At 64.9% G+C, this 21811-nt stretch carries 19 protein-coding genes; 12 read left to right on the forward strand and 7 right to left on the reverse strand.

The genetic code is table 11. The features are described 5' to 3' along the window. Positions 1-1166: 1166 nt before the first annotated feature. The 6 genes from AB4Y82_RS15470 (at position 1167) to AB4Y82_RS15495 (ending at position 12109) form a co-directional block, all read left to right on the forward strand. Entirely contained in the window at positions 1167-1406 is a 240-nt protein-coding gene (locus tag AB4Y82_RS15470) for a hypothetical protein (protein WP_441605193.1), read from the forward strand. A 167-nt stretch (positions 1407-1573) separates the two neighbouring features. Next, positions 1574-4243 (forward strand): magnesium-translocating P-type ATPase, encoded by a 2670-nt coding sequence (mgtA, locus tag AB4Y82_RS15475; RefSeq protein ID WP_441605194.1) that lies wholly within the window; start codon positions 1574-1576, stop codon positions 4241-4243. A 217-nt stretch (positions 4244-4460) separates the two neighbouring features. Continuing rightward, positions 4461-6110 carry a Na/Pi cotransporter family protein gene (locus AB4Y82_RS15480; protein ID WP_441605195.1) on the forward strand — a complete coding sequence of 550 codons (1650 nt, stop codon included), beginning with the start codon at positions 4461-4463 and terminating at the stop codon, positions 6108-6110. A gap of 284 nt (positions 6111-6394) precedes the next feature. After that, positions 6395-7504, forward strand: a complete 1110-nt coding sequence (locus tag AB4Y82_RS15485; protein WP_441605196.1) for an efflux RND transporter periplasmic adaptor subunit — start codon at positions 6395-6397, stop codon at positions 7502-7504. After that, positions 7497-10598 carry an efflux RND transporter permease subunit gene (locus AB4Y82_RS15490; protein WP_441605197.1) on the forward strand — a complete coding sequence of 1034 codons (3102 nt, stop codon included), beginning with the start codon at positions 7497-7499 and terminating at the stop codon, positions 10596-10598. The genes AB4Y82_RS15485 and AB4Y82_RS15490 overlap by 8 nt, the downstream gene beginning before the upstream one ends. 2 nt (positions 10599-10600) lie before the next feature. Beyond that, the gene (locus AB4Y82_RS15495) at positions 10601-12109 is read left to right on the forward strand and encodes an efflux transporter outer membrane subunit (RefSeq protein ID WP_441611462.1); all 1509 of its coding nucleotides are present in this window, start codon (positions 10601-10603) and stop codon (positions 12107-12109) included. Between the two features lie 18 nt (positions 12110-12127). On the opposite strand, the gene AB4Y82_RS15500 is transcribed toward AB4Y82_RS15495, so the two are convergent. From AB4Y82_RS15500 to dnaG, 3 genes are all read right to left on the reverse strand, one after another. Then, the gene (locus AB4Y82_RS15500) at positions 12128-12730 is read right to left on the reverse strand and encodes a pentapeptide repeat-containing protein (protein ID WP_441605199.1); all 603 of its coding nucleotides are present in this window, start codon (positions 12728-12730) and stop codon (positions 12128-12130) included. Positions 12731-12742: 12 nt separating this feature from the next. Continuing rightward, the gene (locus AB4Y82_RS15505; RefSeq protein WP_046972420.1) at positions 12743-13369 is read right to left on the reverse strand and encodes a DedA family protein; all 627 of its coding nucleotides are present in this window, start codon (positions 13367-13369) and stop codon (positions 12743-12745) included. 193 nt (positions 13370-13562) lie between these two features. Then, complete coding sequence (gene dnaG / locus AB4Y82_RS15510; RefSeq protein WP_441605200.1) at positions 13563-15350, reverse strand: DNA primase; 1788 nt, start codon at positions 15348-15350, stop codon at positions 13563-13565. Between the two features lie 147 nt (positions 15351-15497). On the opposite strand from dnaG, the gene AB4Y82_RS15515 reads away from it, so the two are divergent. Next, entirely contained in the window at positions 15498-16136 is a 639-nt protein-coding gene (locus AB4Y82_RS15515) for a GNAT family N-acetyltransferase (RefSeq protein ID WP_441605201.1), read from the forward strand. A 14-nt stretch (positions 16137-16150) separates the two neighbouring features. Here the strand turns inward: AB4Y82_RS15515 and AB4Y82_RS15520 are convergent, their stop codons facing one another. From AB4Y82_RS15520 to rpsU, 3 genes are all read right to left on the reverse strand, one after another. Then, the gene (locus tag AB4Y82_RS15520) at positions 16151-16321 is read right to left on the reverse strand and encodes a DUF1328 family protein (RefSeq protein ID WP_046972381.1); all 171 of its coding nucleotides are present in this window, start codon (positions 16319-16321) and stop codon (positions 16151-16153) included. A 201-nt stretch (positions 16322-16522) separates the two neighbouring features. Continuing rightward, positions 16523-16969 (reverse strand): GatB/YqeY domain-containing protein, encoded by a 447-nt coding sequence (locus AB4Y82_RS15525; protein ID WP_441605202.1) that lies wholly within the window; start codon positions 16967-16969, stop codon positions 16523-16525. A 171-nt stretch (positions 16970-17140) separates the two neighbouring features. Then, complete coding sequence (gene rpsU / locus AB4Y82_RS15530; RefSeq protein WP_014404075.1) at positions 17141-17356, reverse strand: 30S ribosomal protein S21; 216 nt, start codon at positions 17354-17356, stop codon at positions 17141-17143. Positions 17357-17425: 69 nt separating this feature from the next. Here rpsU and tsaD point away from each other — a divergent pair, with 69 nt between their 5' ends. The 5 genes from tsaD to AB4Y82_RS15555 all read left to right on the forward strand — a co-directional run bounded on the left by tsaD (position 17426) and on the right by AB4Y82_RS15555 (position 20972). Continuing rightward, the gene (tsaD, locus tag AB4Y82_RS15535) at positions 17426-18505 is read left to right on the forward strand and encodes a tRNA (adenosine(37)-N6)-threonylcarbamoyltransferase complex transferase subunit TsaD (protein ID WP_441605203.1); all 1080 of its coding nucleotides are present in this window, start codon (positions 17426-17428) and stop codon (positions 18503-18505) included. A gap of 117 nt (positions 18506-18622) precedes the next feature. Beyond that, positions 18623-18982 carry a dihydroneopterin aldolase gene (gene folB, locus AB4Y82_RS15540; RefSeq protein WP_046972384.1) on the forward strand — a complete coding sequence of 120 codons (360 nt, stop codon included), beginning with the start codon at positions 18623-18625 and terminating at the stop codon, positions 18980-18982. A gap of 12 nt (positions 18983-18994) precedes the next feature. Then, entirely contained in the window at positions 18995-19477 is a 483-nt protein-coding gene (folK, locus tag AB4Y82_RS15545; RefSeq protein ID WP_441605204.1) for a 2-amino-4-hydroxy-6-hydroxymethyldihydropteridine diphosphokinase, read from the forward strand. A gap of 216 nt (positions 19478-19693) precedes the next feature. Beyond that, a complete protein-coding gene (locus AB4Y82_RS15550) occupies positions 19694-20005 on the forward strand; it encodes a hypothetical protein (RefSeq protein ID WP_441605205.1) in 312 nt (103 codons plus the stop codon). A gap of 109 nt (positions 20006-20114) precedes the next feature. Further along, on the forward strand, positions 20115-20972 hold the full coding sequence (locus AB4Y82_RS15555; protein WP_441605206.1) for a DUF6159 family protein: 858 nt from the start codon (positions 20115-20117) through the stop codon (positions 20970-20972). Positions 20973-21026: 54 nt separating this feature from the next. On the opposite strand, the gene AB4Y82_RS15560 is transcribed toward AB4Y82_RS15555, so the two are convergent. Beyond that, positions 21027-21773: a pteridine reductase gene (locus AB4Y82_RS15560; RefSeq protein WP_441605207.1), complete on the reverse strand. Its 747-nt coding sequence runs from the start codon at positions 21771-21773 to the stop codon at positions 21027-21029. Positions 21774-21811: the final 38 nt, after the last annotated feature.

Raw genomic sequence — 21811 nt, forward strand, 5'->3', positions numbered from 1 at the left:
TTCGAACGGCTGCCGCCGCTCGAGTCACTTTTCTTTTGCTGGCCCAAAAGATCCCTCGGGACTAGCTTCGCGTCGAAAGTAACCCAAAGAAAATGGCCTGATAACGCCCGCAGCATCGTGCTGGGATAAGCCCGAACGCTCGAGGCGCGTCTGATGGGACAACCTCCGAGGGTACACAGGGGATACCGCAAAGCGCTGCGCAACGCGCCCGAATCGCTGAGGACTTAAAGCGGGGCCTCGCTGCGCATCGGCTTCGGGCATCGCTCCGTCCTTTGCCGCGCCTGCCGCTTGTCTGTGGGAGCGCACCCTGTGCGCGACGGCCACGCTGGGGTGTACCGCTCCGTAGGTTTGTCGCGCACAGGGTGCGCTCCCACAAAGAGCGATCGCAAGATTGAATGGGCGTCACAGCGTGCGAAACCCTTGTAGGAGCGCACTCGTGCGCGACCGCAGCGCCGCGGTGGATCGCTCCGGTTGGTCGCGCACAAGTGCGCTCCTACAAAAGATCTGCCGGCCCGGGCCTGCAACACGGGACGCTGCCCGGCTCTTGATGTCGCTCGTGACCTTCGGGGTCCCCGTAACCCGACCGCGCACCTGGAGGGCCGCAGGCCCGGAAGGCGCGTCATCCGGGGGGGGGCCTTCTCCCGGCCTTCCCAAAAAGGGGACTAGCTTTGCGTCGCGGGCAGGAGGACGGAAGCCCGCGGCAGGCGAGCCAGATCGCCGTATCGCTAAAACCAAACACCGGGGCGATGGATGATCAGCCAGTCGGCTGTCGAAAGGCGCGACCGATCCCCGTCCTTTCTGGGTGCGCCTGGGTGACGACCAAAACCTACCTGCGCTGGGCTCACACCAAAAACACACCCACCTCACCGCAACAACTTTCGCCCCCCAAACCCCCGTCACAGGGTTGACACTTGCGCACCGCAGCAAGACAATTCGCCCGCTACCGGGCGTTACGCGCCCTCAGTGGCCTCTGTCCTATCAACCCAAGGCATATGGACGTTTACCCTAGTCGCAACGTCGACATCCGCGAGCATCGGGTGCCGGCATTGCATAACAAGCTGATCTGCTGCGGCGACCGCCTGCGGTCGGCTGGCGCTTTCCTGGACTAGGGAAGACCGGCCCACCTCTGACGGCGCTGTTGGCGCCGTTAACGAGGAGAAAGGGCCATGAAGCTCCTTCGCGAATTCTTCCGCCTGCGCGTCGCACCCCGCGCGCTGGCAAGCCGTCGTGCGGATACCCGCCGTTCCTGGACGATCACTGTGCCTGCCCCGCTGGGCGAGGCGCAGTCTTCCCCGTCGTCCGACCTTCGTCATTCCGATGCCCCGCACGGCCGCCAGGCCGCGCGTTGGCAGGAACATGCTATTTCGCAAGCGCATCGTCATCTGCAACTGGTATCCAGTCACTGATGAAAACCTCGCCGCGCCTCGAGCTGCCGCGCAAGGGCTGGCCCCCACCAGTCCGCGGGCGTCGATTGCGACGAAGTTCGTAGCGCAGGCATTGGCGTCACGCGCGGGACAGGTCCCGCCGGCTCGCTGGTCCGGCTCAGATGTCACCGATTTCACGGAAGCGAGTCATGTTGAAGCACTCCACCCAGACCGTCGCAGGCAAGGCGGCCGGCACGAGCGCCGCCGCGCCGGTGCGCGTGGCCGTGGCGCAGGAAGCGTTCCGCCACAACGAGGCGCTGTATGCGGCGCTGGACACCAGTGCCGCCGGTCTGAACGAAGAGCAGATCTCCGAGCGCCTGGATCGCGACGGGCTCAACGAGGTGTCGCACGAGAAGCCGCCGCACTGGTCGGTGCAGTTGCTCACGGCGTTCAAGAACCCGTTCATCATCGTGCTGCTGGTGCTGGCCATCGTCCAGCTGGCGACGGACAGCTCCGATCTCACCGGCCCGATCATCATCGCGGTGATGGTGGGCATCAGCGTGCTGCTCAGCTTCACCCAGGAATACCGTTCGTCGAAGGCCGCGGAAAAGCTCAAGGCCATGGTGCGCAACACCGCCACGGTGACGCGTCGCGCGTCGGACGGCCATAGCGAGCGCATCGAAGTGCCGGTGAGCGAACTGGTCGCCGGCGACATCGTGCATCTCGCCGCCGGGGACATGGTGCCCGCGGATCTTCGCCTGGTATCGGCGAAGGACCTGTTCATCAGCCAGGCCATCCTCACCGGTGAATCGCTGCCGGTGGAGAAGTCCGCGCCCGCGCACCTGCATGGCGCCGACGAAATGGAAGGCGGCCAGCACGCTGACAATCCGCTGGATCTGCCCACCGTCTGCTACATGGGCACCAACGTGGTGAGCGGCACCTCCACTGCGGTGGTGGTGGCGACGGGTTCGCGCACCTACCTGGGTTCGCTGGCGCGCACCATCGTGGGCGAGCGCGTGCAGACCAGCTTCGATCGCGGCGTGAACAGCGTCAGCTGGCTGTTGATCCGTTTCATGCTGGTGATGGTACCGATCGTCCTGGCGATCAACTGGTACGACAAGGGCAGCTTCTGGGAAGCCTTCCTGTTCGCGCTGTCGGTGGCAGTGGGCCTGACGCCCGAGATGCTGCCGCTGATCGTCACGGCGAACCTGGCCAAGGGCGCCCTGGCGATGTCCAAGCGCAAGGTGGTGGTCAAGCGCCTCAATGCGATCCAGAACTTCGGTGCGATGGACGTGCTGTGCACGGACAAGACCGGCACGCTGACGCTGGACAAGATCGTGCTGGAACGTCACCTCGATCTGTACGGCGAGGAGTCGGACGAGGCGCTGGAATACGGCTATCTCAACAGCCGCTTCCAGACCGGCCTGAAGAACCTGATGGACAAGGCGGTGCTGACCCATCGCGACCTGGAAGTGGTCGCGCAGCACTACCGCATCGTCGACGAGATCCCGTTCGACTTCCAGCGCCGCCGCATGTCGGTAGTGCTGGGCAATGGCGATGGCAACGAGTTGCTGGTGTGCAAGGGCGCCGTCGAGGAAATGCTGTCGATCTGCGCGTCGGCCAAGGCCGGTGACGAGATCCTGCCGATGACGGACGAGATGCGTGCCGACATCAAGGCGATGACGCGCGGCCTCAACGAAGATGGTCTGCGCGTGCTCGTGGTCGCCATCAAGCGCCAGCCGCCGGCCGGCCGTGCCTATGGCGTGGCGGACGAAAGCAACCTGATCGCGGTCGGCTGCCTGGCGTTCCTCGATCCGCCGAAGGACAGCGCGGCCACCGCCATCGCGGCGCTGCATCACCACGGCGTCGAAGTGAAGGTCATCACCGGCGACAACGAGGCGGTGACGCGCAAGATCTGCCGCGAAGTGGGCCTGGACGTGGAGCACTCCGCGCAGGGCAAGCACATCGAGCCGTTGAACGACGACGAGCTCGACGCGCTGGTCAAGCGCACCACCGTGTTCGCCAAGATGTCGCCGCTGCAGAAGGCACGCGTGGTGAAGTCGCTGCAGCGCCAGGGCCACACCGTGGGTTTCCTGGGCGACGGCATCAACGACGCGCCCGCGCTGCGCGAAGCAGACGTGGGCATCTCGGTGGATACCGCCACCGATATCGCCAAGGAATCGGCGGACATCATCCTGCTCGAAAAGAACCTGATGGTGCTGGAAGAAGGCGTGATCGAAGGTCGCATCACCTTCGGCAACATCATCAAGTACATCAAGATGACCGCCAGCTCCAACTTCGGCAACATGTTCTCGGTGCTGGTGGCGAGCGCGTTCCTGCCGTTCCTGCCGATGCTGCCGTTGCAGATCCTGGTGCTTAATCTGCTGTATGACATCTCGCAGCTGTCGATCCCGTTCGACCGCATGGACGATGAGTACCTGCGCAAGCCGCGCAAGTGGGATGCCAGCGATATCGGCCGTTTCATGGTGTGGATCGGACCGGTCAGCTCGATCTTCGACATCACCACCTTCCTGCTGCTGTGGTATCTGTTCGGCGCCAATTCGAACGCGCACCAGTCGTTCTTCCAGTCGGGCTGGTTCATCGAAAGCCTGCTCACGCAGACGCTGATCGTGCACATGATCCGTACGCGCCGCATCCCGTTCCTGCAGAGCATCGCCTCGGCACCGGTGCTGGCCCTGACCACGGCGATCATCATCATCGGCATGCTGATCCCGTTCACGGCGATCGGCGGCAAGCTGGGCATGGTGCCGCTGCCGGGCATTTATTTCGGCTGGCTCGCGCTGACCGTGCTCACCTATTGCGTGCTGACGCAGTTGGTGAAGCTGGTTTACATCAAGCGGTACGGACGCTGGTTGTGAGGTGAGGGCGCGGCGGTAGAGTCTGCCGCGCCTCGCTAATTCGTCATTGCGGTTTGCCGGAATGACGGCAGCTATGCAACGCGAAATTTCGCCCTTGACGGGCAGTCACCAGCGTTTCCTTCAGTGCGACGCCGAGGCGTTTCGCTCCACACCAAAGACTCCCGCAAGGAAGTCCGCGGATGCTTCATGCATTCCGCCTACCCAAGGAGGTCGCGCCATGAAAGGCACCTTCGCTCTGCTCGATATCGCCGGCTACGTCGCCCTGCTGCTGTGGGGCACGCACATGGTCACCAGCGGCGTGCTGCGTGGCTACGGCAGCGCGTTGCGCCGCTGGATGGGTCGTTACCTCGGTCATCGTCCGGCCGCGCTGGGTTTCGGCGTGTGCGTCACGGCGATCCTGCAAAGCAGTACGGCCACCGGCCTGATGGCCACGTCGTTTGCCGCAAGCGGCTTTCTCGGTCTCGCGCCGGGTCTTGCCGTGATGCTCGGCGCCAACGTCGGTACCACGCTGATCGTGCAGGTGATGTCGTTCGATATCGCGGTGGTGGCGCCGGTGCTTATCCTGATCGGCTTCACCATCCATCGCCGCACCGACGATGTGAGTTACGAGAACATCGGCCGCGTCTCCATTGGTCTTGGGCTGATGCTGCTGGCGCTGCACCTGCTGGTGGGGGCGATGGCGCCGGTGGAAAACGCGCAGGTGCTGCGCGCCATCCTGCAGAGCCTGGCCAGCGAGCCGGTGCTCGCGATGCTGGTGGCCGCGCTGCTCACATGGGCCTGTCATTCGAGCGTGGCGGTGGTGTTGCTGATCGTCTCGCTGGCCAATGCGGGTGTGGTCGATGCCTCCGGTGCACTCGCGCTCGTGCTCGGCGCCAATCTCGGCGGCACCATTCCTGCCTTGATGGAAGCGCACACGCCGGTGGCGCGTCGCCTGCCGATGGGCAACCTGATGGTGCGAGCCTTCGGCTGCATCGTGTGCCTGCCGATGCTGCCGCTGCTGGCGCACTGGCTGGCACCGCTGGGCGCCTCGCCGGCGCGCATCGTGGTGAACTTCCATACGGCGTTCAATCTGTCGCTCGCTCTGCTCTTCATCGTGCCGGTGGAAAGGCTGGCGCGCCTGTTGGTGCGCCTGCTGCCCGATCCGCCCAAGCCGAACGATCCCGGCGTGCCGCAATACCTCGACGAGGGTGCGCTGGAAACGGCGAACGTCGCGCTGGCGAATGCCGCGCGCGAATCGATGCGCATGGCCGACATGGTGGAAGGCATGCTCACGGGGCTGGTGGAAGTGTTCGGCAAGGACGACCGCGCGCGGGCCACGGCGATCAGCCGCATGGACACCTCGCTGGATCGACTCGGCATGGCCATCCGTGAGTATCTCGCCGACCTCAACGGCGAAGCCTTGAACGAGGAGGACGGCGAGCGTAGCCAGGAGATCCTCGCGTTCGTGATCAACATCGAGCACATCGGCGACATCACCGCCAACAACCTGATGGAGTTCGCCGCCAAAAAGGCAGAGCGCGGCCAGGATTTTTCGGCCGAAGACATCCAGGACCTGGCCTTGATGCACACGCAGGTGATGGAAAGCCTGCGCCTGGGCCTCACCGTGTTCCTGCGCGGCGATGTGCGTGCAGCGCAGCAGCTGATGGCGCGCAAGGAGGTGCTGTGGAAGCTGGAGAACGAAGCGTCGGAGCGCCATATCCGTGCGCTGCGCGAACGTCGCGATGGCGGCGGCGGTGGAGACGTCTATCTGCGCATCTTGCGCGATCTCAAGCGTATTCACTCTCACCTGGCAGCACTCGCTTACCTGCCTTTGGAGCGCGCCGGTTTGCTGCAGGATCGCCTTGTTCGCGAGCCCGCGACGACCTGACGTAAGCCTCATTGGATAACGTACTCAACTTGTAACGGAGCAGCGGCACATTGGACCCGGACCCATCGACTGACATCGAAAATTCTTGCTGACCGAGTCGACCCCGCTACTGCGTTCACTCCCCCTGGAGTGACACCCGCACGCGGCGGCCGGCAACGGCCAGTCCGCGAGCGGGTCATGCGCTCGGTCTCCTGAAGAGACGCGCGCCATCCCCTTCGCAAACACTGCCTCATGGTCGATGACCGTGGCGGGCAGGCATGCCAAGTACTGCAAGGGGAATACCCATGACGCTACGCCTCACCTCGTTCTTCATCGCTCTCGCCGGTCTGTCCCTGGTTGCGTGTTCGCACCGCGCCGACGATCAGGCACCGTCGCCGCCGTTCGTGGAAGACCACGGCATGCTGCGTGTTCCCGCTGACTCCCCGCTGCGCAAGGCGCTCAGCATCGCACCGGTAGAGATGCGCGCCGCGCCTCATACGATGGTGTTTCCCGCCACGGTGGAATCGGATCCTGCGCGCACGGCCAACGTGGTGGTGCCGCTCACCGGTCGCATCACCGAGCTCAAGGTCGGGCTGGGCGATCATGTCGCGCGCAACCAGTTGCTGGCGGTGATCGAATCCGGCGATATGGCGCAGGCGTATGCCGATGTCGCCAAGGCCACGGACGCACTCGCGCTGGCAAAGAAAGGGCTCGATCGCGCGCGCGGCGTGCAACAGGCCGGTGGCAACGCGGTAAAGGACCTGGAAGCCGCACAAAGCACCTACAGCCAGGCCCAGGCCGAACTCGAACGCGCGCAGACGCGACTGCAATCGATCAATGTCGCCGGGCAGGCCGGCCCCTCGCGCAGCATCCGCATCACCGCACCGGTGAGCGGCTACGTGACGGCGCTGTCCGCCGCGCCCGGCACCTATGCCAACGACACCACCACGCCGTTGATGACGATCGCCGATCTCGATTCGGTGTGGATCACGGCGAACGTGCCGGAGGTGGACGTGGGCGGCATCGCCAGGGGGCAGGCCGTCGATGCGACGCTGTCGGCCTATCCCGATCAGGTGTTCCACGGCCAGGTGGGGTTCGTCAGCCAGGTGCTGCAGGCGGATACGCGTCGCGACATGGTGCGCGCGGTGTTCGCCAATACGGATGGACGGCTGAAGCCCAATATGTTCGCGAAGGCCAGCATCGCCGTGGCGCAACCGGCACAAGTGTTCGTGCCAGAGTCCGCCTTGCTGATGAACAACGACAACACCACGGTGTTCGTGGAAGTGTCGCCGTGGGCATTCGAGCGTCGCACGATCGTGCTGAGCTACGACGAGTCGACCGATGCACGCGTGGTCAAGGGGCTGAAGGCTGGCGATCGCGTGGTGGTGAAGGGCGGAGTCCTGCTCAATGATTAACGCGATCTTCCACTTCTGCTTCCAGAAGCGCGTGATCTTCCTGGTGGTGTCGGTGCTGGTGCTGTGCTTCGGCTACTACTCGTGGACGCAGCTGGCCATCGAGGCCTACCCGGAACTGAGCGACGTCACCGCGCAGGTCACCACCCAGGTGCCGGGCCTAGCCGCTGAAGAGATCGAGCAGCAGATCACCACGCCGCTGGAGCGCGCGCTGGCCGGCACGCCGGGTCTGGTGGCCATGCGCTCGAGCAGCACGTTCGGCCTGTCGTTGATCACCCTGGTGTTCAAGGACGGCGCCGAGGATTACTGGGAACGCCAGCGCGTGATGGAGCGCATCGCACAAGCCACGCTGCCGTCCGGCATCACGCCCAGCCTCGATCCCGTATCTGGTCCAGCGGGCGAGATCTATCGCTACACGCTCGAATCGAACAGCAAGAATCTGATGCAGCTGTCGGAGCTGCAGAGCTGGGTGGTGATACCCGCGCTGCAGAAGATCCCGGGCGTCGCCAACGTGGATATCTTTGGCGGCTTCACCAAGGAGTTCCAGCTGGAGCTCGACCCCGCGCAGCTGCTGCACTACGGCGTGAGCGTGAACCAGGTGACCGGCGCGATCTCCTCCAACACGGCCAACGCCGGCGGTGGACGCATCACGCGCGGCGATCAGTCGTACATCGTCCGTGGCATCGGCATGGTGCACACGCTGAAGGAACTGGGCGACATCGTGGTCACCCAGAGCAACGGCGTCCCCGTGCTGGTGCGTGACCTGGGCAAGCTGCAATACGGTCATCAGGTGCGCCAGGGCATTCTGGGCAAGGACAGCAATCCGGACACGATCGAAGGCATCGTCGACCTGCTGAAGTACGAGAACCCGTCGCGCGTGCTGGAGAACATCCACGCCACCGTCGCCGACCTCAACAGGCAGCTGGCCGCACAGGATGTGCGCATCGTGCCGTACATCGACCGCGACGACCTGGTGAACGCGACCAAGGAAAAAGTGCTGCACACCGTGATGGAAGGCGTCGGCCTGGTGTGCATCGTGCTCATCCTGTTCCTGGGCAGCCCGCGCTCGGCCATGGTGGCTGCGGTGGCGATTCCGATGTCGCTGGTGACCGTGTTCATCCTGATGCAGTTCACGCATATGCCGGCGAATCTGTTCTCGCTGGGTGCGATCGATTTCGGCGTGATCGTGGACGGCACGATCGTGGTGACCGAGGCCATCCTGCGGCGCCGCGAGGAGAGGCCCAATTCGGTGCTCACCGAAGACGATGTGATGACGGTGACCAAGCACGTGGGCCGCTCGATCTTCTTCGCCACGCTGATCATCATCACGGCGTATCTGCCGCTGTTCGCGTTCGAGCATGCCGAGGGCAAGCTGTTCCGGCCGATGGCGTTCACCGTGGGCTATGCCCTGCTGGCGGCGCTGCTGTGCACGGTCACGTTGACGCCCGGTCTGGCGTACTTTGCGCTGCGCAAACCGCGCAAGCTGTTCCGCAACAAGCCACTTGAGCGCCTGCAGGCGGGATATACGGCCTGGCTTGGCAAGCTGCTCGGCAAGTTGCCCGTGGTCTACACGGTGGCGGGCGTCGCCCTGGTCGGCGTGCTGCTGCTGGGCGCCACCATCGGTCGCGAATTCCTGCCGGACCTGGACGAAGGTTCGCTTTGGCTGCAGGTGCAGATGCCATCGGGCCTGTCACTGGACAAGGCCAGCGAGATGACGGCCGAGCTGCGTCGCGTGATCCGCGAGTTTCCCGAAGTGTCGTACGTGGTGACGCAGCTGGGTCGCAACGATACCGGCACCGATCCGTGGACGCCGTCGCACGTGGAAGCCGGCGTGGGGCTCAAGCCGTACGACACCTGGCCGCATGGCGAGGACAAGGCGGTCTTCCTGCGCCGCTTCAATGCACGCATGCAGCAGATACCCGGCGTGTCGGTGGGCATCAGCCAGCCCATCGTCGATGGCGAGAACGACATGATCGGCGGCGCGCACAGTCCGCTGGTGCTGCGCATCTATGGCGACGACTTCACCGAGCTGCGGCGCGTGGGCAACCAGATTGTCGATGTACTGCACGGCGTGCGCGGCACGGCCGAGGCGTCGATCTTCCAGGAGCCGCCGATCCCGCAGCTGGCGATCACCGCCGATCGCGACGCGGCAGCGCGCTACGGTATCAATATCGGCGACATCAGCAACCTGATCCAGACGGCTATTGGCGGCACGCCGGTGACCCAGGTCTATGTCGGCGACCGCATCTACAACGTGACCACGCGCGTGTCGAACGAGACCGCCAACAACCTCGAAGCGATCGGCCAGTTGCCGTTGAGTTCCGCCAGCGGCGCGCAGGTGCCGTTGAAGCAGGTGGCTGATATCCGTTTCAAGACCGGCGAGAGCACCATTGCGCACGAGCAGGGCAAGCGCCAGCTGACCATCCGCGTGGACAACCGCGATCGCGCGCTTTCCGAGTATCTGGCCGACGCGCAGCAGCAGATCGACGCCAAGGTGCATTTCGACAAGCAGAACTACAGCCTCCAGTGGGCCGGCACGTTCGAAAACCAGAAGCGCGCCCAGGCGCGGCTGGTGGTGGTGATGGCGCTGGTGATGGGCATCATGCTGGTGTTCCTGTTTGCCGAGTTCGGCAAGCTGCATCAGGCGGTGATGGTGTTGGCAGTGGTGCCGCTGGCTACCGTGGGCGGATTGATTTCGCTGCACCTGCGCGGCGAGACCTTGAACATCGCCACCGCGGTCGGCTTCATCGCACTGTTTGGCGTGGCGGTGCAGAACGGCATCATCATGATCGCCAACATCAACCGGGTGCGTAAGCACGGGCATGGGTTGCGCGATGCCGTTCTCGAAGGTGCGACCGAACGCTTTCGTCCCGTGCTGATGACGGCCACCGTGGCCAGCGTCGGCATGTTGCCCGCGGCGCTCGCCACCGGTGTTGGCACCGACGTGCAACGCGGTCTCGCCACTGTCGTGGTGGGCGGCCTGCCGATCGCCACGCTGCTGACGCTGTTCATCCTTCCGGGCTTCTACTTCGCTGTTGAGCGTGGCATCGAGCGCCATCGTCGCAAGCACCGTCCGCATCCCTCGCGGGAGCTGTGAACATGATCAAGACCACGTTTCGTCGTTCGCTACACGGCACGCTTGCCCTTGCCGTGGCCATCGCCTTGACCGGCTGCGCCGTGGGCCCGGACTACAAGCGGCCACAAGTGTCGTCGCAGGGTCAGTCGTACTCGCCCACGCCCATGGCCAGCGATACAGCATCAGTCGCTGGACCGGGCGGCGAAGCGCAGCATGTGCTCGCCTCGATGGATATCCCCGGGCAGTGGTGGACGCTGTTTCACTCCGAGCCGCTCAACGGCCTGATCGATGACGCGCTCAGGCACAATGCCGATATCGAAGCCGCGCACGCATCGCTGCAGGCGGCCTGGGAGTCGGTGTATGCGCAGCGCGGGGCATACTTTCCCACGATCAACGCGAGCGCGAATCCCACGCGTCAGGACTTTGCCAACGACGTGGCCAGCGGCGTGGCATCGAACGCTGATTTGTACACGCTGACCACGGCGCAGGTGAGTGTGTCCTATGTGCTCGATATCTGGGGCGCCAACCGCCGACAGGTCGAATCGCTCACGGCACAGGCCAATCAACAGCGCTTTCAGCTGGAGGCGACCTACCTCAGCCTGACCAGCAATGTGGTGAACACGGCCATCCAGGAAGCCTCGCTGCGAGCGCAGATCGAACTGACCCACAAGATCATCGACGAACAGGAAAAGATCCTCGGCACCTTGCAGCGCCAACAGGCGCTGGGAGATGTATCCGAAGCGGCCATTGCCGCGCAGGTCGCCACGCTGGAACAGAGTCGTGCCAGCCTGCCGCCGCTGGACAAGCAGCTCGCGCAACAGCGTGACCTGCTGGCAACACTGACGGGACGCACGCCGGACCAGCGCATCGATGCGCAGTTCGACCTTGACGGCCTGCAGCTGCCCACTCAGTTGCCACTGAGCCTGCCGGCCCAGCTGGTCGAGCAGCGCCCCGATGTGCGCGCATCCGAAGAGCAGCTGCATTCGGCCAGTGCGCAGGTTGGCGTGGCGATCGCCAATCGTCTCCCCAATGTGCAGATCAATGCGTCGCTTGGCACGGCGTCGGAGAAGACCAGCCAATTGTTCACCGCGGCCAGCGGCTTCTGGGCCGTGGGCGCCTCGGTGACGCAGCCGCTGTTCGACGGCGGCACGCTCAAGCACAAGCAGCGCGGCGCGGAAGCGGCGTATCGACAGGCGGCAGCTCAATACCGCAGCACCGTGCTCGGCGCCGTGCAGAACGTGGCCGATACCTTGCACGCCATCGACGCGGACGCTCGCACACTCGTTGCTGCCGAGCGCGCCGAACAAGCGGCGGCGCGCAGCCTCGACATCGCAAAACGCCAGTTGACGCTCGGCGATATCAGCGAAAGCGCCATGCTCAACGCACAGCTCACCTGGCAGCAGGCGGCGTTGAGCCTGGTGCAGGCGAGGGCGGCGCGTTATTCCGATACGGTGGCGCTGTTCCAGTCGCTGGGTGGCGGCTGGTGGCACAGGCAGGATGCGGGCAATGTGGCGGATGCCAAGTCACCTTGAGTTCCGCCGCTGGCAGCGTCAGTCCTGCAGTTCGATGTCCAGGCTGTCGAGCAGGGCCACCGCCTCGGGCAACGAGAAGCGTGCGCGCTTGATGTCGTTGTTGAAGATGTCGATGCGATAGTTCTGCGCGCCGCTGAAATTGGCGCCGACCAGCCGGGTGCGGGCGAACACGCTGTCGCGCAGGTCGGTGTCGCTGAAGTCCGCGTCCTCACCATTGGCATCGGTGAAATCGACATCGATCGCGCGGCAATCGATCAAGGCAAACTCGCGCAGGTCCAGCCCGAAGAATGACGAGTCGTTCAGTACGCAGCGCTTGAACACCCATGCCTTGGCCGTGCGTAGGCGTGGCCAGTGCGCCTTCGTCCAGTTGATGCCAACCATCTTGCAGTCGGTGAAGCGGGTACCGTCGAAGCCGCTGCCGGTGAGCACGGCCAGGCTCAGATTGCAGTCCTGGAATTCGCAGTCGCTGAAGCGGCACCGGGCGAGCGTCGCCTCGCTGAAGTTGCAGCGGGTGAAGCTGCAGTCGCGAAAGCGGATGCCATCGAGGGTGGCGCCGACCAGATCGAGGTCCGCCAACGACTCATCGTCATATTCGCGTTCGCTGAGGACGTGATCGGCCATGCGTTGAAGGCTTCAGCGTGAACCGGACTCGCACGCCACGCGTCGCTTGTGCCGCCACCACAGCACCAGCGCCACGATCAGGGCGGCGCCGCCGACCAGCCACAGGCCGTTCTGGCCACGGTGGATCCACATGGCCAGCCACTCGTGGTTGTCGGCGCCCAGGTAGCCGAGATAAACCCAGATCGGCACGCTGATCAGCGCGGCCAAGCCATCGAGCAGGAAGAAGCGCAGAAACGACACGCGATGCGTGGAGCCGGCCGTGATGAACACGGCGGTGCGCATGCCCGGCAGGAAGCGCGCGATGAACATCAGGCGATTGCCATAGCGCTCGAATTTCTCCTGCACCTTGGCGTAGCGCTCCGGCGTGAGCACGCGCGCGACAAAACGGATCTTGAGGATGCGTGCGCCGAAATGATGGCCGAGCAGGAACATGCCGGCATCACCGATCAGCACGCCGGCCATGCCGACGCCGAACATGGTGTGCACATTGGCGTAGCCCAGACCGGCGATCACGCCACCGGCGACCAGGGTGATGTCTTCGGGCAAGGGTACGCCGGCGCCGCACAGCAACAACGCGATGAATACCGCGAGGTAGCCGTTTTCGGCGAACACCGTGACCAGTCGTTCAAGTAGTTCCATCACCATCCATGCCCGGGCGGACTACCCATGCCTCACTAAGGGTCGATGATCCCATATGAAGACGTCCGTACGCTTGCGCTGGCGCACCTCGCTACGCTCCCTGTGGGCTGAGGCGCAATCTTGCAGGGCCAATAGTTAGAACCCTGTTCTTTTCATGCCGAGGCGGCATGCAGCGGCCACTGTGTCAGGCAGGTTACGCCGGGGGAGTGACCACGCGCCGGGCCAGCAACTCGCGCAGTTCAGCCTTTTCCGCGCTGTCGAGCGTGCCATCGCGGCTCTTGGCGGTGAGCCAGTCCCGGCGCTGGATCACGGCCTGTTCTTCCATGCGTTGCAGTGCGCCGAAGAACTCCGCGCGCTGGGCCTCCGGCTCGCCGACCACCAGGGCCGCCATCAGCTTCTGCAGGGCGGGGTATTCGGGCCGTTCGGCGAAATGTTCCACCAGCACGGCGGGGTTGATGCCCGGACGCGAGCGGGCCGTGTCGATCAGTTCGGCCAGCAGTTCCACGCCGGGTTTGTCCAGGCGCAGGAAGCCATAGGGTCGTTCCACCTGGTCGGCCATGCCCGGCTGTGCCAGCAGCGAAGCGATCGCGCTGCGTACCAGCGAGCGCTGCGCCACGGTGGGCCGCTGCAGCGCAGAGCGCGGCGCGGGCGTGGTGTCCAGCGTGGCGCGTGCGCCGGTGCGCTTCTCCAGCTCCTGCGCCATCAGATCGCGGAACGCGCCATCGGGCAGCCGGGCGATCAGCGGACGCGCGCGTTCGGCGAGGCGGGCGCGGCCGTCGAGGCTGGCGGTATCCACGTCGTGCGCCAGTTCGCCGAAGAAATATTCGGAGAGCGGCGTGGCGGCTTTGAGGCGCCTCTCGAAACCATCCTTGCCTTCCTTGCGGATCAGCGTGTCGGGATCTTCGCCATCGGGCAGGAACAGGAAGTACGCCTGGCGTCCGTCGCGCAGTCGCGGCAGCGCCGCTTCCAGCGCCTTCCATGCGGCAGCGCGACCCGCGCGATCGCCGTCGAAGCAGAACACCACGTCGGGCGCGGCGCGGAACAGCACTTCGGTGTGCTCGGGCGTGGTGGCCGTGCCCAGGGTGGCGACTGCGATCGGCAGCCCCGCCTGATGCATGGCGATCACGTCCATATAACCCTCGACCACCACGATGCGCGTGAGGCTGGGATTGGCCTGCTTCACCTGCCACAGCGCGAACAGTTCGCGGCCCTTGTGGAATAGCGGCGTTTCGGGCGAATTTAGGTACTTGGGGCCGGGCTCTTTTTGAGGAGTGCGGGCAGGGATGCCCGCTTCTTGACCTTCGCGCGCAGGAGGCGCGCTGGAAATAATGCGGCCGCCAAAGGCGATCACGCGACCGCGGCGATCAAGGATCGGAAACATCAAGCGTTCGCGGAATCGGTCGTAGCGGCTGCCGCGTTCGCTGCTCGCCACCATGCCCGCTTCGTTGAGCAGCTGCATGCGCTTATCGCTGCCGCCCAGCGCCTTGATCACGCCGTCAAAACCCGCCGGTGCCCAGCCGATGCGAAAACGCTGGATGGTCTGCGCATCGAGCCCCCGCTTCTTGCAGTAGGCCTGCGCGTCGGCGTTCTTGGGCAGCTCTTTTTCGTACCAGCCCGCCGCTGCATCAAGCAGGGCGTAGAGGTCGGTCTTGTCCTCGCGCTGGACGCGGTCGTCGCCGCCTTCGCGCGGCACGGTGAGCCCCACTGACTGCGCCAGTTCCTCCACCGCATCGGGGAATTCCAGGCGCTCATAGTCCATCAGGAACTTCACCGCGCTGCCGTGCGCGCCGCAGCCAAAGCAGTGGAAGAACTGCTTGGCGGGGCTCACGTAGAACGACGGCGTGCGCTCGTTGTGGAACGGACAGCAGGCCGTCCACTCGCGTCCCGCCTTCTTCAACGGCACGCGTCGCTCGATCACGTCGACGATGTCGACGCGAGTCAGCAATTCGTCGATGAAGCTGTCAGGGATACGTCCGCGCATAGTTACGTAGTCTATCGGTTGCGCACGTCGATGGCCGCTTTCACCCCCAGTTCGGGCCTCGCCAGCCACTGCGCCTGTCATCGGGCTGCCTTATGCTCCGATCGAAGCGTTGCGATGGCCGGGGGTGCCATGGGAAATGTGCTGGAAATGGCCAGATCGGGCCTGCAGGTACGGTTTCGACCGGCTGCGCCCGAAGACGCCGCGGTAGCCGTGCCATTGATCTACAGCTCGGGCCCGGTGGCGTTCGATTACGTGTTCACCACCCGCGATGGCGGCGATGCGCAGGCCTTCCTGCAGCACTGTTTTGTCGATGGCGCCGGCGAGTTTGGCTGGCGCAACCACTGGGTGGGCGTTGCCGAGGGCAAGGTGGTGGCGGTGGGCGCGGGCTTTGGCGCCGATGCGAAATGGCCGTTTACCCTGGCCGCGGCCAGGCAGATCATCCGCCACTACGGACTGCGCCGGGGGCTGGGCGTCATGGCACGTGGGCTGCGCGTGGAATCGGTGATCCAGCCGCCCCAGGACGATATGCACTACCTGGCGCATCTCGCGGTGCTGCCCGAGCTACGTGGCCACGGCATCGGCCGCGCACTCATCGATCAGCTGGTGGGCGCCGCACGCGAGACCGGACGCAGCCGCGTCACGCTGGATGTTGCCGCAAGCAATCCCAGGGCCGAGGCCCTCTACCGGCGCGCCGGTTTCAAGGTCGTGGGCGAGCGCATGTCACGACTCGCCAACGAACGCGGCCGGGTGCCCGACCACCGGCGCATGGAACGCATCATCGACTAGGGCGCGAGCCGGCCCTAGACCATGTGGATGACGCCGATGACGGCCAGCAGGGCCAGCAAGAACAGGATGATGAAGATCGCGAACAGCACCTTGGCGATCGCGCCGGTCGCGCCGGACAAGGTGCCGAAACCCAGCCAGCCGGTCACCAGCGAGACGATGGCGAGGATGATGGCCCACTTAAGCATGTGTCACTCCCATTGACGAAGGGCACCGGCGCAGCCGGTGGCCGTGCCGTTTTAGGGGCCCGACTGTGAAGGCCGTGCAGCTTCGTTGTGGAGGTAGTGCAAGTGCCGGGGCATCGCGCCAGGCGATGCACCGGGGCGCGCCCGCAGGCGGGGCGCGCTGTTCGATGAGGTGTAACGCCAGCGGGCGTCGAAGCCAGGCGATCAGCCGGCCAGGCGCGCCTTGATGCGGCCGGACACCACGCCCATGTCGGCGCGGCCGGCAGCCTTTTCCTTTACGGCGGCCACCACCTTGCCCATGTCGCGCGCCGAGCTGGCGCCCGTTTCGGCAATGGCGGCGGTGATCAGCGCGTCGATTTCCTCATCGCCAAGCTTGGTCGGCAGGTAGGTGTCGATCACCACCATCTCGGCGCGTTCGATGTCGGCCAGGTCCGTGCGGTTGGCGGCCTCGAACTGGGTGATCGAATCCTTGCGCTGCTTGACCATCTTCTCCAGCACGGCCAGCGTCTGCACGTCGTCGAGCTCGATGCGCTCGTCCACTTCGCGCTGCTTGATCGCGGCCAGGATCAGGCGGATCACGCCCAGGCGATCTTTCTCGCCGCCACGCATGGCGGTCTTCATGTCGTCGGTGAGCTGCTGCTTCAGGGTCATGAGGATTTTCCTTGGGAAACACAAAAGCCGGCGTTGCACTGGGCAACGCCGGCTAGTGTAGGTCTGCGAAGACACAGCGGCAGCGGATGGACGCGCCAGCTGCCTGGCTACCTGTCATGGCGCCTGGGCGCCACGAGAACCTCGGATCGTCCGCAGGGCGGACGAGGAGGCTCAGTACAGACGCGTACGACGCGACGTGTCGCGCGAGAGGCGACGCAGGTGACGCTTCACCGCGGCAGCGCGCTTGCGCTTACGCTCCTGGGTCGGCTTCTCATAGAACTCGCGCTTGCGGGTTTCAGCCAGGACGCCGGCCTTTTCGCAGGTGCGCTTGAAGCGACGGAGGGCAAGCTCGAACGGCTCGTTCTCGCGGACTTTTACGCTGGGCATGGAGACTCCAAGTGTTAGACTGGCTCGCCTGAACGAGCCGTTTGAATACGGTGAGCCGCGAAGTATAACGTGGAAACGACAGCAATTTCAAAGCCCCAGTACGAGCCGCCGGCAAACAAGCCGGTACTGGGCATCGAGACCTCTTGCGACGAGACCGGCGTAGCCCTGCTGCGCTGGGAACCGGGCGCGCCTGGCCATGGCCTGCTTTCACATACGCTTTACAGCCAGATCAAGCTCCACGCCGAATACGGCGGGGTCGTGCCGGAGCTGGCCAGTCGCGACCACGTGCGCAAACTGCTGCCTTTGGTGCGCGAAGCGATGGCCCAGGCTGGCTTGACGCCGGCCGACCTGGGAGGGGTAGCTTACACCGCCGGTCCAGGTCTCGTCGGGGCGCTGCTGGTCGGCGCCTCCGCGGCCCGTGCCATGGCCTGGGCGCTCGGTGTGCCGGCCATCGGCGTGCACCACATGGAAGGCCACCTGCTGGCCCCGCTGCTGGAGGACAACCCGCCCGAGCCGCCGTTCGTGGCGCTGCTGGTGTCCGGCGGCCATTCGATGCTGGTGGAAGTCAAAGCCATTGGCGAATACAAGATCCTCGGCGACACCCTGGACGACGCCGCCGGCGAAGCGTTCGACAAGACCGCCAAGCTGATGGGTCTGCCGTACCCCGGCGGTCCGGCGCTGGCCAAGCTGGCGCAGCAGGGTCGTCCCGGCGTGTTCCGCTTCTCCCGCCCGATGACCGACCGCCCCGGCCTGGATTTCAGCTTCTCCGGGCTCAAGACCCAGGTGCTGCTGGCCTGGCAGAACTCGGACCAGACCGAGCAGACCCGCGCCGACGTGGCGCGTGCATTCGAAGAAGCGATCGTCGACACCATGATCATCAAGTGCCGTCGCGCCCTGCAGGCCAGCGGCGCCAAGCGGCTGGTGATCGCCGGTGGCGTGGGCGCCAACCAGCATCTGCGGGCCGAACTGGCGGCAGCGGGTGCGAAGGATGGTTTCCAGGTGTATTTCCCGCGCCTGGCGTTCTGCACGGACAACGGCGCCATGATCGCCCTGGCCGGCGCCATCCGTCTTGCGCATGGACAGCATCAGGATGAGACCGTGCAGGTGTATCCGCGCTGGGACCTGGAAACGCTGCCGCCGGCCACGTAACGACACCCACCCTGTGGGAGCGCACCCTGTGCGCGACAAGCCAACGGAGCGGTGACGACGATACGCCGCAGTCGCGCACAGGGTGCGCTCCCACAGAGAGATCGCTACCCTACCCGCATGGATATCGTTTTCATCGAAGACCTGCGCATCGATGCCGTCATCGGCATCTACGACTGGGAGCGCCGCGTGCGGCAGACGCTGTCGTTCGACATCGAAATGGCGTTCGACAACACCGTGCCTGCCGCCAGCGACGACATCGCGCTTACGCTCAATTACAAGGACGTGTCCAAGCGCCTGATCGATTATGTCGGCGCGTCCAGCTTCGGCTTGGTGGAGACGCTGGCGGAAAAATGCGCCGCCATCATTCGCGAAGAGTTCGGCGTGTCGTGGGTGCGGTTGAAGCTCTCCAAGCCTGGCGCCGTGCGCGGCGCCAAGTCGGTGGGCGTGCGCATCGAACGCGGTACGCGACCGCAGTGACGCGCTGATCTGATGGCACGCGTCTATCTGAGCCTGGGTTCCAACCTCGAACCCGCGCATTATCTCCGTGCCGCCATCGACGAGCTGCGCGCGCGCTTCGGCGCGCTCTCGGTGTCGCCCGCCTACCGCAGCAAGTCGGTGGGTTTTGATGGCGCGGATTTCGTGAATCTGGCCGTGGGGCTGGACACGGATCTTTCTCCCGAAGCGCTCAACGACTGGTTGCACGCGCTGGAAGACCGTCATGGTCGCCGTCGTGACGTGCCGCGCTATTCCGACCGCACGCTCGATGTCGACATCGTCTTGTACGACGACCTGGTGCGGCAGGGCGAAGGTCATCTGGATATCCCGCGCAAAGAGCTGCGCCACGCCTTCGTGCTCAAGCCCATCGCCGATATTGCGCCGCAGCTCAAGCATCCGCTGACCGGCCAGACCATGGCCGCGCTGTGGTCGTCGTTTCCCGCCGATAGCGAACCGCTGGTGGTCGAGCCGCTTTAAGCGCTCGCGTGCGCGACTTGCGGTGACCAATCCGCGCGCCTCGTTCCTTTGCTGGCGATGGCTTTTCGGACTCGTCCGATTTCCTGCAAATTTCCCGTGAAATACGCTGTGGCCTTCAAGTCGGCCCATTGGCGTTGCGCGTTTCGCGGGCGCCGTTTTGCCGTTCCATCCGCCATACCGGCATGCAGTGAACGCAAGCAGAGTCAGCAGGGAAGCATGTCGAACCCGCGCAAAGATGTTGCATCGATCCGCTATGTGATCTGTCCGCATTGCCAGAGCGCGGCCGCGCACGGCATCCGCAGTTGTTCCGGCTGCGATGCCGTCGTGAGTTACGGTACGCCGCTGGTACTCGTCATCGTGACGTGCGCGGCGGCGGCGTGGCTGGGCTTCAAGGCGCATCGCTTCTTCTACGATTCCTGGCTGTTGGTGCTGTTGCTCGCCATCATTGCGGCCGGCGGCGTGCTGAGCCTGCTGTGCGAGGCATTCGATGAGCGCGTGGTGTTCCGACCCAAGCGCCGCTCCTGGTAACACGCCGGCCCGGCCTGACATCTGCCTGACACCAGCGGCGCCAGCACTGTCCCGGCGACACAACTAATGCTAGAAACCTTTCCACCTAACATGGAATGGGGGTAGGGATATGGCAGGTCGTTTTTCGCGCAGCTGGAGCCTGATGAAGGCCAGTGCGGAAGTGTTGCGTTCGGACAAGTCGCTGTTGATGTTCCCGCTGGCCTCCAGCATCTGCTGCCTGCTCGTGGCAGCCAGCTTCCTGGTGCCGATCATCGTTGCACTGATGGCGTCCGGCGCAGCTGTCGAGCAAGGTCATCGCATGACCGTCGGCGGCTATGTGCTGTTGTTTCTGTTCTACCTCGTGCAGTACTTCGTGATCATCTTCTTCAACACCGCACTGGCCGGCGCTGCATTGGCCCGCTTGCGCGGTGAGCCCACCAGTTTTGGCGAGGGCATGGCAGTGGCACGCTCGCGCATCGTCAACATCTTCGGCTATGCACTGATCGCCGCCACCGTGGGTCTGGTGCTGCGTGCCTTGCAGGAGCGCCTCGGTTTGATCGGTCGCCTGGTCGCCGGCTTCCTTGGTCTGGCCTGGACCGTGGCGACCTTCCTGGTCGTGCCGGTGCTGGCCAGCCAGGACGTGGGTCCGACCGAAGCGATCTCGCGCAGCGTGGAATTGCTCAAGCGCACCTGGGGCGAAAACATCATCGGCAACGCCGGCATCGGCGTGGTGTTCGGCCTGTTGATGTTCGTCGCCATCCTGGTGGCCGCGCTGCTCGTCGGCGGCGCCTTTGCCACGCAGTCGATCACGGCCATCATTGCGGCCATCGTGATCGTGGTGGTGGGCCTGACCATGCTCGGCCTGGTCCAGGCCTCGCTGCAAGGCATCTACGCCGCTGCGCTGTATCGCTACGCCGAAGAGGGCGAAGTGGGTTACGGCTTTGACCAGGCGATGCTCGAGCAGGCCTTCAGGCCCAAGAAGAAGTAAATCGTCTGAGTCGATGCATGAAAGGAAAGGGCGCTGCGGCGCCCTTTTTCTTGCTCACACGGAAAGCGTGCGTCCGCCATCCACGCGGATGATCTGGCCCGTCACGAACGGCGCGTCGCGCAGCAGCCATAGCACTGCGCCGGCGACGTCCTCGGGCGAGCCGGCTCGCTGCAGTGGCGTGCGCGCGAGCATGGCCTGCTGGTCGTCGTAGGCCTTGCCATCACTCGGCCACATCACGGCGCCTGGCGCCACGCCGTTGACGCGCACATCGGGGCCCAGATCAAGGGCGAGCGAACGCGTCATCGCTTCCAGCGCTGCTTTCGCCATGCAATAGACCGGATGGTTGGCGAGCGGGCGTTCCGCGTAGATGTCCACGAGATTGACGATGGCGCCGCGTGCGGCGCGCAGGGCAGGCGTGGCCGCCTGGGCGAGGAAGAACGGCGCCTGCGCGTTGGAGGCAAACAGTTCGTTCCACTGCGCCGGTGTCGCCGTACCCACCGGCGTGGGATAGAACGCCGACGCATTGTTGACCAGCGCATCCAGACGTCCGAAGCGATCGAGTGCGCGCTGCACCACGCCCGGCAATGCACCGAGATCGGCCAGTTCCGCTTGCACGATGCACGTGCTGTTGCTGCGCTGCCGTTCCAGCGAGGCGGCCAGCAATTCGGCGTCGGCGGCCGAGTGGCGGTAGTGCAGCGCCAGATCGTAGCCTGCCGCATGCAGAGTCCGGGCAATCACGGCGCCGACGCGTTTGCCCGCGCCGGTGATCAGGGCCACCGGGCGCTCGTGCTGAGTATTCATGCGTGGGCTCCTGCGTGACGCAACCAGGGCGCGAGCTT

Source organism: Dyella sp. 2YAF14 (assembly GCF_052114725.1).
Lineage (GTDB): Bacteria > Pseudomonadota > Gammaproteobacteria > Xanthomonadales > Rhodanobacteraceae > Dyella.